Origin of the sequence: Mycobacterium sp. DBP42, assembly GCF_005924235.1 — a bacterium.
Taxonomy (GTDB): domain Bacteria; phylum Actinomycetota; class Actinomycetes; order Mycobacteriales; family Mycobacteriaceae; genus Mycobacterium; species Mycobacterium syngnathidarum.
Window position 1 is genome coordinate 325,730 of the sequence record NZ_VCMY01000001.1, and the last position, 13,350, is coordinate 339,079.

The 13,350-nt window shown below is 68.4% G+C and carries 13 protein-coding genes; 11 read left to right on the top strand and 2 right to left on the bottom strand.

Features of this window, described 5'->3' with window-relative positions:
• Positions 1-21: 21 nt before the first annotated feature.
• Genes E0T84_RS01630 through E0T84_RS01655 form a run of 6 tightly spaced genes read left to right on the top strand, consistent with a single transcriptional unit; the run spans position 22 to position 5,865 of the window.
• Positions 22-1,035, top strand: coding sequence for an ABC transporter ATP-binding protein (locus E0T84_RS01630; protein ID WP_138743674.1), 1,014 nt, complete (start codon positions 22-24; stop codon positions 1,033-1,035).
• A complete protein-coding gene (locus E0T84_RS01635; RefSeq protein ID WP_138743564.1) occupies positions 1,028-2,011 on the top strand; it encodes an ABC transporter ATP-binding protein in 984 nt (327 codons plus the stop codon). The genes E0T84_RS01630 and E0T84_RS01635 overlap by 8 nt, the downstream gene beginning before the upstream one ends.
• Complete coding sequence (locus tag E0T84_RS01640) at positions 2,008-2,730, top strand: sulfite exporter TauE/SafE family protein (protein WP_138743565.1); 723 nt, start codon at positions 2,008-2,010, stop codon at positions 2,728-2,730. Before E0T84_RS01635 ends, E0T84_RS01640 begins: the two co-directional genes overlap by 4 nt.
• Position 2,731: 1 nt before the next feature.
• Positions 2,732-3,532, top strand: a complete 801-nt coding sequence (locus E0T84_RS01645; protein WP_138743566.1) for an IclR family transcriptional regulator — start codon at positions 2,732-2,734, stop codon at positions 3,530-3,532.
• Positions 3,533-3,557: 25 nt separating this feature from the next.
• Positions 3,558-4,907 (top strand): enolase C-terminal domain-like protein, encoded by a 1,350-nt coding sequence (locus tag E0T84_RS01650; RefSeq protein ID WP_138743567.1) that lies wholly within the window; start codon positions 3,558-3,560, stop codon positions 4,905-4,907.
• Position 4,908: 1 nt separating this feature from the next.
• Positions 4,909-5,865, top strand: coding sequence for a 2-hydroxyacid dehydrogenase (locus E0T84_RS01655; RefSeq protein WP_138743568.1), 957 nt, complete (start codon positions 4,909-4,911; stop codon positions 5,863-5,865).
• On the opposite strand, the gene E0T84_RS01660 is transcribed toward E0T84_RS01655, so the two are convergent.
• Together E0T84_RS01660 and E0T84_RS01665 are read right to left on the bottom strand one after the other, a co-directional pair.
• Positions 5,850-6,365: a 2-oxo-4-hydroxy-4-carboxy-5-ureidoimidazoline decarboxylase gene (locus tag E0T84_RS01660; protein WP_171054873.1), complete on the bottom strand. Its 516-nt coding sequence runs from the start codon at positions 6,363-6,365 to the stop codon at positions 5,850-5,852. The two genes, E0T84_RS01655 and E0T84_RS01660, sit on opposite strands and share 16 nt — an antisense overlap.
• Positions 6,366-6,432: 67 nt before the next feature.
• A complete protein-coding gene (locus E0T84_RS01665) occupies positions 6,433-6,921 on the bottom strand; it encodes an inorganic diphosphatase (RefSeq protein ID WP_070943865.1) in 489 nt (162 codons plus the stop codon).
• Between the two features lie 127 nt (positions 6,922-7,048).
• On the opposite strand from E0T84_RS01665, the gene dacB reads away from it, so the two are divergent.
• Genes dacB through E0T84_RS01690 form a run of 5 tightly spaced genes read left to right on the top strand, consistent with a single transcriptional unit; the run spans position 7,049 to position 13,330 of the window.
• Entirely contained in the window at positions 7,049-8,431 is a 1,383-nt protein-coding gene (gene dacB, locus E0T84_RS01670) for a D-alanyl-D-alanine carboxypeptidase/D-alanyl-D-alanine-endopeptidase (protein WP_138743570.1), read from the top strand.
• The gene (locus E0T84_RS01675; protein ID WP_138743571.1) at positions 8,419-9,495 is read left to right on the top strand and encodes a zinc-dependent metalloprotease; all 1,077 of its coding nucleotides are present in this window, start codon (positions 8,419-8,421) and stop codon (positions 9,493-9,495) included. The genes dacB and E0T84_RS01675 overlap by 13 nt, the downstream gene beginning before the upstream one ends.
• Positions 9,474-10,433: a tRNA lysidine(34) synthetase TilS gene (tilS, locus tag E0T84_RS01680; RefSeq protein ID WP_138743572.1), complete on the top strand. Its 960-nt coding sequence runs from the start codon at positions 9,474-9,476 to the stop codon at positions 10,431-10,433. Before E0T84_RS01675 ends, tilS begins: the two co-directional genes overlap by 22 nt.
• Before the next feature lie 37 nt (positions 10,434-10,470).
• Positions 10,471-11,058 (top strand): hypoxanthine phosphoribosyltransferase, encoded by a 588-nt coding sequence (hpt, locus tag E0T84_RS01685; protein WP_371725682.1) that lies wholly within the window; start codon positions 10,471-10,473, stop codon positions 11,056-11,058.
• A 46-nt stretch (positions 11,059-11,104) separates the two neighbouring features.
• Complete coding sequence (locus tag E0T84_RS01690) at positions 11,105-13,330, top strand: molybdopterin-dependent oxidoreductase (RefSeq protein ID WP_138743573.1); 2,226 nt, start codon at positions 11,105-11,107, stop codon at positions 13,328-13,330.
• Positions 13,331-13,350: the final 20 nt, after the last annotated feature.

Below are 13,350 nucleotides of genomic sequence, written 5' to 3' on the forward strand. Positions count from 1 at the left end.
AGTGTGGCGGAACCATCGACGATGTCCGTGCCCGTCGGCGCCGACCCCGCACTCGCGGTGGACGGGCTCACCGTCGACATCCGTACCATCGCCGGAACGGTACGCGCCGTCGATCACGTCAGCTTCACGGCGCACCGCGGCCAGACCCTTGCCCTGCTGGGTGAATCCGGTTGCGGTAAATCGATGACCGCCACCGCGCTGGTCGGATTGCTGGACCCGGTCGCCGAGGTGGTCGAAGGTACCGCGACCTTGGCCGACGTCGACATCCTCGCCGCCGACCGCAAGACCCGGCGCAAGCTGGCCGGTCCGGAACTGGCCATCGTGTTCCAGGATGCGCTGACCGCTCTCAACCCGCTGTACACCGTCGGTACTCAGTTGGCCGAGCCGTTCCGCATCCACCACGGCATGAACGCGAAGGACGCCAAGCACCGAGCGGTGGAACTGATGGCGCGGGTGGGTATTCCGCAGCCGGAGGAGCGGATGAAGTCCTACCCGCACCAGCTCTCCGGCGGTATGCGGCAGCGGCTGCTGATCGCGATGGCCGTCGCGCTGAACCCGCGGGTGCTGATCGCCGACGAACCGACCACCGCCCTCGACGTCACCGTGCAGGCGCAGATCATGGCCTTGCTGAAAAGCCTGCGCAGTGAATACGACATGGCCGTCGTGCTGATCACCCACGATCTGGCGCTGGTGGCCGAGGAAGCGGATCAGGTCGCGGTGATGTACGCCGGCCAGGTCGTCGAAACCGGCCCGGTGGCAGAGGTTTTCGCCAATCCCCGACACCCTTATACGAAGGGGCTGCTCGACTCCGTCCCGGTGAGCGCGGTCCGCGGCGAGACGCTCAAGTCCATCGGCGGTGCCCCGCCCGACCTGCACTCGATCCCGGCCGGCTGCGTTTACCAGGACCGCTGCCCGTTGGCCCGCGACCTCTGCGTCACCACCAGGCCCGTGCTCGAGGGCGACGTACGGCGCAGCGCCTGCCACTTCGCCGACGAGGTCGACGCCCGCTCGCGAGGAGATGTAACAGATGTCTGAAAACCTGCTCACCGTCCGTGATCTGCGCAAGTCGTTCCGCGTGGGCAAGAACCAGCTGGCCGCCCTCGACGGCATCAACCTCGACCTCGGCCGCGGTGAAACGCTCGGGCTGGTCGGCGAATCCGGGTGCGGCAAGTCCACTTTGGCGCGGACCCTGATGATGCTCGAGCGCCCGGATTCGGGCACCGTGACCTTCGACGGCATTGACCCGTTTCGCCTGGGCGGAGCCGAGCTGCTCAAGTTCCGGCGCCGTGTCCAGATGGTGTTTCAGGATCCCTATGCGTCGCTGAACTCCCGTATGACCGCGGGCGACATCATCGCCGAGCCTTGGCGCACCCACAGGACCCTGCACCCCAACCGCAAGGACCGGGAGATGCGGGTGCGTGGCCTGCTCGACATGGTCGGTCTGGGCGCCAAAGCCGCGGGCAAGTACCCGCAGGAGTTCTCCGGCGGACAGCGGCAACGCATCGGCATCGCCCGGGCCTTGGCGCTCAACCCCGATGTCATCATCTGCGATGAGCCCGTCTCGGCGCTCGACCTCTCGGTGCAGGCCCAGGTGCTCAACCTGCTCAATGACCTGCAGCAGGAACTGGGTATCTCCTACATCTTCATCTCCCACGACCTGTCGGTCGTCCGCCACGTCGCCGACCGGGTCACCGTGATGTACCTGGGCCACATGATCGAGAGCGGCCGCACCGAGGATGTCTACCGGAATCCGCGGCATCCGTATACCTCGGCATTGATGTCGGCCGCGCCGAAACTCGATGCGGCCCAGCGCAAGGACCGGATCCTGCTCAAAGGTGAGGTGCCCTCGCCGCTGAATCCACCGTCGGGCTGCCGGTTCCGGACGCGATGCTGGAAGGCCACCGACATCTGCGCGACGCAGGCGCCGACACCGACCGCGGACCCGGAGGTCGGCGGCCATATCTCCGAGTGCCACCACCCGTTGGAGCCGGCCGTGCCGGTATCGGCGTGAGCCTCGCCGGCTACGGGATCGTCGCCGCCGCCATCGTGCTGGCGTCCTGCATGCAGGCCTCCATCGGATTCGGCATGGGCATGCTGGCGGCGCCGATCGTGGCGATCGTGGATCCCGGGTTGATCCCGGGCACGCTCATCATGCTCGCCACCATCGTGACGCTCATGGTGGTGATCCGCGAGCGTGAGGATGTCGATCTCGCCGGAACCGGATGGGCCTTGGCGGGACGGCTTCCCGGCACCGTGGCCGGGGCACTGCTACTGATGGTGATGCCCAAGCAGGTGTTGGCGTATGCGCTGGCGGCAGTGGTTCTGGGCGGCGTGGCGCTGACGAGTATGGGCTGGATCCCCGCGCCGCACCGGCGCAATCTGGTGCTGGCCGGCGCCACCTCGGGCCTGCTCGGCACCGCGACTTCCATCGGTGGGCCGCCGATGGCGCTGGTGTGGCAGAACAACACCGGTGCCCGGTTGCGCGGCACGATGAGCGGGTTCTTTCTCGTCGGCTCGGCCCTGTCGCTCGCGGTGCTCGCGCTCACCGGTTCCGTCGACCACCACACCGTCGTGGTGTTCGCGATGCTGGTCCCGGCGTGCATCGTCGGATATGCGCTGTCGCGGTGGGTCAACCGGCACTTGGATCGGCAGCGTCAGCGGTGGACGGCCATCGCGATATCCACCATCGGGGCCGTGGTGTTGATCGTCCGTCAGTTGATAGGAGGGTGAATTGACCGGCGATGACAGTGTTTCGGTACGCAAGGTCAAATCGGCCGTGCGCACGGTCGAGCTGCTGGAGTTCCTGGCGGCGCGCCCTGACGAGCCCACTCGCATCCGGGAAATCTGCGCCGCACTTGAGATGCCGCGCAGCTCGGCCCATGCCCTGCTGCGGACTCTGGTGGCCCAGGGCTGGGTGCGGTCCGACGATGCGGGCACGCAGTACAGCATCGGCATGCGGGCGCTGCTGGTGGGCACCAGCTACCTCGATGCCGACCCGTACCTGCCGATGATCGCGCCCTTCCTCGAAGACCTGCGTGGCCAGCTCGACGAGACTTTCCACCTCGCCCGCCTCGACGGCCACGACATCGTGTACCTGGTCACCCGCGAGTCCCGCCAGTACGTGCGAACCCACAACAAGGTGGGCCGCCGGTTGCCGGCCTACGCCACCGCACTCGGCAAGGCACTGCTCGCCGAGCGGCACGGCGCCGAACTCGATTCGCACATCCCGGACACGCTGACACCGCTGACCCACCGGACGCTCACCGACCGGGCAGGTCTGGAAGCCGCCCTCGACGAGGTCCGGGTTCGGGGCTATGCCACCGATGACGAGGAGAACACCTCGGGAATCAGGTGCTTCGCGGTGACGCTGCGCTACCGGCATCCCGCCCAGGATGCGATCAGCGCATCGGTCCCGCTGTCGAGACTGAATCCGGAGCGAGAACGCGAGATCGTCGAGGCGCTACGCATGTTGTGCGACAAGGTGTCCCGGGTCGTCCGCCCCCTTGCCAACGGAGACAAATGGTTCGCCTGAGTTTGCCCACGAGATTGGAGTACCGATGAGTGCACGCAACACGACGCCTGTGGTGACCGAGTTGACCGTGATCCCGATCGCGGGACACGACAGCATGCTGCTCAACCTCAGCGGCGCGCACGGACCGTTCTTCACCAGAAACCTGTTGATACTCAGGGATTCCGACGGCAACACCGGGGTCGGGGAGGTGCCGGGCGGTGAGGCGATCCGGCGGACCCTCGACGATGCCAGGCCGCTGGTGGTCGGCCGGTCCCTGGGCGGGTATCACGCCATCTTGGCGAGCATCCGCCGCGAGTTCGCCGGCCGCGACAGCGCAGGCCGGGGCGCGCAGACCTTCGATCTGCGGGTCATGGTGCACGCCGTCACCGCCGTGGAGTCGGCGCTGCTGGACCTGCTGGGCAAGCACCTGGGCGTGCCGGTCGCTGCGCTGCTGGGCGACGGCCAGCAGCGCAAGCGCGTTCAGGCATTGGGCTATCTGTTCTTCGTGGGCGATCGCAACCGTACCGACCTGGAGTACCAGTCCGCGGCCGATGAGCCGGACGGCGCCGATGAATGGCAGCGCATCCGCCACGACGAGGCGCTTTCGCCCGAGGGTGTGGTCCGGCTCGCCGAAGCTGCCCGCGCCCGCTACGGCTTCCGCGACTTCAAACTCAAGGGCGGCGTGTTGCCCGCGGCCGACGAGGCCAAGGCGGTCACCGCGCTGGCCGAACAGTTCCCCGATGCACGGATAACGTTGGACCCCAACGGCGGCTGGCTGCTGGCCGACGCCATCGACACCTGCCGTCAGCTCACCGACGTGCTGGCCTATGCCGAGGATCCGGTCGGACCCGAAGGCACGTTCTCCGGGCGTGAGGTGATGGCGGAGTTCAAACGGGCCACCGGACTCCCGACAGCGACCAACATGATCGCCACCGACTGGCGGGAGATGGGGCATGCGATCCGGGCCGGCGCCGTCGACATCCCCCTGGCCGATCCGCACTTCTGGACCATGAGCGGCTCGGTCCGGGTCGCTCAGCTCTGCGATGCCTGGGGTTTGACGTGGGGGTCGCACTCCAACAACCACTTCGACGTTTCCCTGGCCTTGTTCACCCACGTGGCGGCGGCCGCGCCGGGCGACATCACGGCCATCGATACCCATTGGATCTGGCAGGACGGTCAGCGGATCACCAAGGCGCCCTACCGAATTGTCGACGGCTATCTCGATGTGCCTGAAGCGCCGGGGCTGGGTGTCGAGCTCGATGAAGAGCGGGTCGCCGCGGCGCACGAGCTGTACCTGGCCAAGGGGCTGGGCGCCCGGGACGACGCGGTGGCCATGCAGTACCTGATCCCCGGTTGGAAGTTCGACAGCAAGCGACCTGCGCTGCAGCGGGATTGACATGTTGATCGTCGTCATGGAACCCAACCTGCTGGCTCACCGCGAGCGCTTCGAAGCCGCGCTGCCGCCGGGGGCCGAGGTGATCTGGAACGGCAGCATCGATGACCTGCGGGACGCCGACGTGTTCGTGGGCGGCCGGTTCACCGCCGAGATGGCGGCCGCGGCCGAGAAACTGCGCCTCGTGCACGTCGCGGGGGCCGGCACCGACAAGATCGACTTCTCCGCGTTGCAGCCAGAGACATTGGTGGCCAACACCTTCCACCATGAACGGTCCATCGCGGAGTATGTGCTCGCGGCTGCGGTGTTGCTGCGCCGCGACTTCCTGGCGCAGGACAGGGCACTGCGCCGAGGGATATGGGCCAGCTCGGTCTACGACTCCGACCTGCCGCAGTTGCCTGCCATCGGTGCGGCCCGTGTCGGTCTGGTCGGGTTCGGCCACATCGGCCGACGCGTCTGGGAATTGTTCCGGAGCCTCGGCTCGACCGGGGCCGCGGTGACCGGATCGGGGCGGGTCGACGCCGTGGCGAACGGCCTGTCTTGGGCGGGCGACACGGCCGCGCTGAACCGGCTCATGACGGAGTCCGATGTGGTCGTGGTGTCGGCGCCGCTCACCGCACAGACCGAGGGGATGATCGGCGCCGAGGAGCTTCGAGCACTGGGCTCTGACGGCGTGCTGGTCAATGTCGCGCGCGGGCCCCTGGTGGCCGAGCGCCCGCTCTACGACGCGCTTTTGGAGGGCCGGATCCGGGCTGCCGCAATCGACGTCTGGTACCGCTATCCCGGTCCGGGCGGCCAAGGGGTGCCGAGTGAGCTGCCGTTCGGCGAACTGGCCAACGTCTTGATGACACCGCATTCGTCGGGCGTCACCACCGACACGTTCGGCGGGCGAGCCGAGGAGATCGCCGCCAACATCGGCAGGCTCGACCGCGGTGAGCCGCTCACTCACCAGTTGTCGTAGCCGCCCTCGGGGCCGAGCATGCGTTCGAGCCGGGCCCGGTTGATGCGGGCCAGTTCGTTGCGGACCACCTTGCGTTCGGTGTCGAGGTCGTTGTGCAGCCGGTCGGTGATCCCGGCCAGGGCTCGTTGTGCGCAGCAGTTCTCGACGAACATCACGAAGCCGAACCCGAAGCGCTGGGTGTAGTGCTGCACCTCGGTGTTGAGCGCAGCCATCACGGCCGGGTCGTCGTCCCAGACCGAGCACTGCTCGCACACCGACTTCGGGCTGCGCGGACGCCTGCCGATATGCGGATAGGCCTGCAGCACGCGGTCGATGGAATCCTCACCGAGGCTGAACAACAGGGCGTCTGCCTGCCGGAACAGTGAGTTGTGGTCGGCGAACGGGCGCCCGCCGGCCAGGTCGGTCGCCAGCACCACGCTGTAGCAGCATTCGTACACAGCGTGCACCGCACGGCGCGTGGGCAATGCGTTGTACGCCTCAAGTCCCATGCCCTGATGCATCAACACCTGGTCAATCATGGAAGGCGCATGGGACGCCCGCGTTACCCCCTGTTACAGGTAGGCAAAATCAGTGATCTGAGCTCTTGAACCGCTCGACCGAACGCTGCAACTCGGCCTCGGCCTCTTCGCGTCCCACCCAGTCGGCGGTCTTGACGAACTTGCCCGGCTCCAGGTCCTTGTAGTGCACGAAGAAGTGCTTGATCGCGTCGAGTTCGAACTGTGACACGTCACCGAGGTCCTGGATGTGGTCCCAGCGCGGGTCACCGGCAGGCACACACAGCAACTTGTCGTCGCCGCCGGCCTCGTCGGTCATCTTGAACATGGCGACCGGGCGGGCCTCGACGGTGCAACCGGGGAACACCGACTCGGGCAGCAGGACCAGCGCATCCAGCGGGTCGCCGTCCTCGCCGAGGGTGTCCTCGAAGAAGCCGTAATCGGCGGGGTAGCCCATCGGGGTGTAGAGGTAGCGGTCGAGCTTGACCCGGCCGGTCTCGTGGTCAACCTCGTACTTGTTGCGCGAACCCTTCGGGATCTCGATGACGACGTCGAACTTCACCGTCGTGGCTCCTTCGCATGTGCGGTCGGTCTTGGGTCGTCGGGCGACGACGCGGGTCAACCCTAATGGAGCGTTAGTCTGGCCTAAACGGGTGGCTCGTCCCCACCACCGGCAGAGCAGGAGAAATATGCGGCCCACACGGTGGCGGCAGTCCACCCATGTGGCGGTTGGCGTCGTGGTCCTGGTGCTGGTCGCCGCCGTCGTCGCGGTTGCTGCCGTGTTCACCGGGCACCGGTCCAGCGACGCCGAGGCGGCCCCGCCCGCACCCCCGCCGGCGACCGCCAGCCCGGGGGTTGTCCCGGTGGACATGTCCGCGCCGACGCCGACCGTGAGTGGCCTGGCGTCCGCGTTGGCGCCGGCCCTGGCCAATCCAGACCTCGGCGAGGTGACCGGCCGGATCACCGACGCCGAAACCGGCGCCGAACTCTGGGAACAGAATTCCGGGGTGCCGATGCAGCCGGCCTCGGTCAACAAGGTGCTGACCACCGCGGCCGCTCTGCTCACGCTCGACCGCAATGCCCGGTTGGCCACCACGGTCCTGGCCGTCGATTCGCAGCCCGGTCTGGTGGTGCTCAAGGGCGGCGGCGACACCACGCTCTCGGCGGCGCCTGAGGACACCGACACCTGGTACAAGGGTGCGGCCCGGATCAGTGACCTGGCCGAGCAGGTGCGCAACACCGGCATGACCGTCACCGCGGTCCGGGTCGACACCAGCGCCTACAGCGGTCCGGCGATGGCGCCGGGCTGGGATCCGGCCGACATCGAAGGCGGTGACATCGCACCGATGGAACCGGTGATGCTCGACGGCGGGCGGATCCAGCCGACGACGGTGGAATCCAGGCGGTCGACCACGCCGGCCCTCGATGCGGGCCGCGCGCTGGCCACCGCGCTCCAGGTGGATCCCGCGTCGGTGACGGTGCTGGCCAGCGCGGTCCCGGGCGCCAGGCAGATCGCCGCGGTGCAGTCCGCGCCGCTGATCGAGCGGTTGCGCCAGATGATGAACGAGTCCGACAACGTGATGGCCGAGTCGATCGCCCGTGAGGTTGCCGCCCAACTGAACCGGTCGCAGAGCTTCGACGGCGGAGTCGACGCGGTGCTGAGCCAACTGAAGGGCATCGGCATCGACGTGTCGGCCGCCAGGCTGGTGGATTCCAGCGGCCTGTCGACCGAAGACCGGTTGACCGCGCGGATCCTCGACGATGTGGTCAACATCGCGGCGGGCAACACCGAACCGGCCGTCCGTCCGCTGGTGGATCTGCTGCCCATCGCCGGCGGCAGCGGCACGTTGTCCAACCGGTACCTCGACACCGATTCCGGGCGTGACGCCGCGGGCTGGCTGCGGGCCAAGACCGGATCGCTGACCGGCACCAATGCCCTGGCCGGGATCGTCACCGACGACAGCGGGCGGGTGCTGACATTTGCGCTGATCTCCAACGACGCCGGGCCCACCGGGCGCACCGCGATCGATGCGCTGGCCGCGGTGCTGCGGTCGTGCGGATGTGGCACGTGAGCGAGCGGGTCGCCGTCACCGCGGGCCGCGCCGTCGACTGGGATTTCGCCGCGACGGTCGGGATGAAGCTGGCCCGGCCGGCCCCGCTGTCCACCGACTACACCCGCGACCAGGTGATCGAGCAGCTGTCGGAGAGTTCCAAGGCTGCCGAGCTGCCCGTCCGGGAGCTGACGGGCCTGATCGAGGGCGCCGTGGTGCCCGACGCCCGGGTGGTGGACCGGCCGGCCTGGATCCGCGCGGCCACCCGATCGATGCGGGTGATGACCACCGGCGCCCACCCTGGCGACGAAAGTGATACGCAGAAGCCGGGATTCATCACCGGCAAGGTGACCGGCGCGCAAACCGGCGCGGTGCTGGCCTTCATCTCCTCGGGCATTCTCGGCCAGTACGATCCGTTCGGTCCCGACGGCGGCGAGCTGTTGCTGGTGTATCCGAACGTGATCGCGGTGGAACGTCAGTTGCGGGTCCCCCCAGCCGATTTCCGGCTCTGGGTGTGCCTGCACGAGGTCACCCACCGGGTGCAGTTCCGGGCCAACCCCTGGCTGACCGACCACATGTCGCAGGCGCTGGCCGTGCTTACGCAGGACGCCGGCGACGATGTCAACGAGATGGTGGGCCGGCTCGCCGAGTTCGTCCGCAACCAGCGCAACGGGTCCACGCCCGACCCGAACGCGTCCGGTGTGCTTGGGCTGATGCGCGCCGTTCAGGCCGAGCCGCAGCGCCGCGCGCTCGACCAGCTGTTGGTGCTGGGCACCCTGCTGGAAGGGCATGCCGATCATGTGATGGATGCCGTCGGCCCGGCGGTGGTTCCCACGGTCTCGACCATCCGGCGTCGCTTCGATGAACGCAGGCAGCGCAAGCAACCCCCACTGCAGCGCGTGGTCCGCGCGCTGCTGGGCTTCGACGCCAAGATCAGCCAGTACACCCGGGGCAAGGCGTTCGTCGACCAGGTGGTGTCGAGGGTCGGGATGGCCCGGTTCAACACGATCTGGACGAGCCCCGACACCCTGCCGCAACCCGACGAGATCGACGAACCGCAACGATGGATCGAACGGGTGCTGTAGCCGCGCTGCGGCAAGCAGTGGCGGTCGCGGGGGAGCGGATCGACGGTGAGAGCTGGTGTGTGGCGCTCTCGGGTGGCCCGGACTCGGTGGCGCTTACCGCGGTCGCGGCGGCGCTGCGGCCCACCACCGCACTGATCGTCGACCATCGGCTGCAAGCCGGATCGGATACCATCGCCGATGCGGCGCGCCGGCAGGCTCTGGAATTTGGATGCGTTGGGGCGCAGGTTCTTTCGGTTGAGGTGGGTCGCGCCGGTGGTCCGGAGGCGGCGGCACGTCAGGCCCGCTACCAGGCACTCGATTCGGCCCGCGACGGCGCGCCGGTACTGCTCGGCCATACGCTCGACGACCAGGCCGAGACGGTGCTGCTGGGACTCGGCCGCGGATCGGGCGCCCGCTCGATCGCGGGGATGCGTCCTCACGACCCGCCGTGGCACCGGCCTCTGCTGGGTGTGCGTCGTGCGCTGACACACGCGGTCTGCGACGAACTCGGCCTCCACCCGTGGCAGGACCCACACAATGCCGACCGCCGGTTCACCCGGGTTCGGCTGCGGCAGGAAGTGCTGCCGGTTTTGGAGGACGTGCTCGGCGGCGGGGTGGCCGAGGCGCTGGCGCGCACCGCGACCGCGCTGCGCGAGGACGTCGACACGCTCGACGCGATGGCCGCCGAAGCGTTGGCCGGGGCGCGTACCGAGGCCAGTTGTCTGGACACCGCTCGGTTGGCCCCGTTGCCCGATGCGTTGCGGCGCCGGGTGGTCCGGGCCTGGTTGCTGGCCGGCGGCGCATGTGATCTGACCGACATCCAGATCCGCGGGGTGGATCGGCTGGTGACGGCTTGGCGCGGGCAGGGCGGTGTGGCCGTCGCGTCCGGGCTGCGCAAACAGCGGTTGTTCGCGGTACGGCGCGGCGGAGTGCTGACGATGCACACCGAACCGGTCTAGCGATCCGCGTTGGAATGCGGCCGCCTCCCGTGGCACGCTGTTCGGTGTGGCTGTCGACTCTGCCGAGCTGTACGCGGGAGACATCAAATCGGTGCTGTTGTCCGAGGAGCAGATCCGGACCCGCACCGTCGAACTCGCCGAGATGATCGCCGAAGAGTATCGAGACAATCTGGGTAACGACGACCTGCTGTTGGTGACCGTGCTCAAGGGCGCGGTCATGTTCGTCACCGATCTGGCGCGCACCATCCCGCTGCCCACGCAGCTGGAGTTCATGGCGGTCAGCTCGTACGGCTCGTCCACCTCGTCCTCGGGTGTGGTGCGCATCCTCAAAGACCTCGACCGCGACATCAACGACCGCGACGTGCTGATCGTCGAGGACATCATCGACTCGGGGCTCACCCTGTCCTGGTTGCTGCGCAACCTGGCCACCCGCCACCCGCGTTCGCTGCGGGTCTGCACGCTGCTGCGCAAGCCCGAGGCCGTCAAGACCGAACTCGACGTCGCCTACGTCGGTTTCGACATTCCCAACGAGTTCGTCGTCGGCTACGGTCTGGACTTCGCCGAGCGCTACCGCGACCTGCCCTACATCGGCACCCTCGAACCGAAGGTGTACGAAATGCCCTGAGCCGGAGGCTTACAAAAGGCGGGTGTCCGGCGCAGAATCTTGAGGCATGGCTGATACCTGCACGGCCCTTCGGATCTGCCCCTTCTGCGAGGCTACCTGCGGCCTGACGCTCACGATCTCCGACGGTCGGGTGACCGGCGCACGCGGCGACCACGACGACGTGTTCAGCGCGGGATTCATCTGCCCCAAAGGGGCCAGCTTCGGCGAACTCGACAACGATCCCGACCGGCTGTCACAGCCCCTGATCCGGCGAGACGGCGTGCTGAGCGAGGCCACCTGGGACGAGGCCTACGCCGTCATCACCGAGCGCCTCGGCGCGGTGATCGCCGAGCACGGCGGCGCCTCGGTCGGGGTGTATCTCGGCAACCCGAATGCCCATACCATCGCCGGCAGCCTGTACGCGCCGCTGATCGTCAAGGGCCTGGGCACCCGTCAGGTGTTCAGCGCCAGCACGCTGGACCAGATGCCCAAGCACGTCGCGCTGGGCCTGATGTTCGGCAGCCCGGTCGCGTTCACCGTGCCCGACCTCGACCGCACCGACTACCTGGTGATCATCGGCGCCAATCCGATGGTGTCCAACGGCAGCCTGGCCACCGCCGCCGACTTCGGAGGCAAGCTGCGCGCGTTGCGTAAACGCGGCGGCAAGCTCGTCGTCATCGACCCGGCCCGCACCCAGACGGCCAAACTCGCCGACCGGCACCTCGCACCGCGGCCCGGCACCGACGCGGCACTGCTGTTCGCGCTGGTGCATGTGCTGTTCGAGGAGGAACTGGTCGACCTCGGGCGGCTCGGTGAGCACGTCACCGGTGTCGAGGATGTCCGCACCCTGGCCGACGAGTTCTCACCCGCAGCGGTAGAGGCGGCATGCGGCGTGGATGCCGACGAGATCCGGGAACTGGCCCGCGAACTCGCTGCGGCCCCCACCGCCGCCGTCTACGGCCGGATCGGAACGTCGACGGTCGAGTTCGGGACCGTCGGTAGCTGGCTGGTCGATGTGATCAATGTGCTCACCGGCAACCTCGATCGCCCCGGCGGGGCGATGTTCGCACTCGGAGCCGCCGCACCCGCACCGCGCCCGCCGAAACCTGGACGCGGCTTCAGGACCGGGCGGTGGGCCAGCCGAGTCTCGGGCTATCCCGAAGTGCTCTCCGAGCTGCCTGCGGCCGCCCTCGCCGAGGAGATCGACACCGCCGGCGCGGGGCAGATCAAGGCGATGATCACCATCGCCGGTAACCCGGTGCTGTCCGCACCCGACGGCGACCGCCTGGACAAGGCGCTCGACCGCGTCGACTTCATGCTTTCTGTCGACCCGTACCTCAACGAGACCACCCGGCACGCCGACGTCATCCTGCCGCCGCCTCCGCCGTCGCGCAGCGCGCACTTCGACGTCGCACTCAACAACCTCGCGGTGCGCAACAACGCGCGGTACTCGTCGCCGGCGCTGCCGCTGGACGGACGGCCCGACGAACCCGAGATCCTGTCCCGGCTCGCGCTGATTCTCTACGGTGTCGGAGCCGCCGGTGACCCCGCGCTCGTCGACGCCCAGGTGATCGCGACGACCTTGGCCAAGGAGATCGCCAACCCCGATTCGCCGGTGGCGGGACGCAACGCCGACGAGCTCACCGCCATGCTGTATGACGGCCCCGGCTATGAACGCCGCCTGGACCTGATGCTGCGGCTGGGCCCCTACGGCGACGCCTTCGGCGCGAAGCCCGACGGGCTCACCATGGAGCGGTTGAAGTCCAACCCACATGGCATCGACCTCGGACCGCTGCAGCCGAGGATCCCCGAGATCCTGCGAACCCCAAGCGGGCGAATCGAACTCGCACCCGAGCCTATCGTCGCCGATGTGGCACGACTGCGCGACGCACTCGACCGCGCGGCCGGCGGGTTCTTGCTGATCGGGCGGCGCCACCTGCGGTCCAACAACAGCTGGATGCACAACCTGCCTGCGCTGTCGGGCGGCTCCAACCAGTGCACGCTGCAGATCCATCCCGACGATGCCGCCGATCTGGGGCTCACCGACATCGCGGTGGTCAAGGGACCCGGCGGCGAACTGCTGGCCCCGATCGAGGTGAACGACGGCATGCGACGCGGCGTGGTCTCGCTACCCCACGGCTGGGGCCATGACCGCGACGGCACCGGGCAGCGGCTGGCGGCCAGCCGCCCCGGCGCGAACGTCAACCAACTCAACGACGGCACACATCTGGATCCGCTGTCGGGCACTGCGGTGCTCAACGGCATTCCCGTCGACATCGCGCCGGCGGGCTGAGGCCGGCCGCGGTCTCGTCG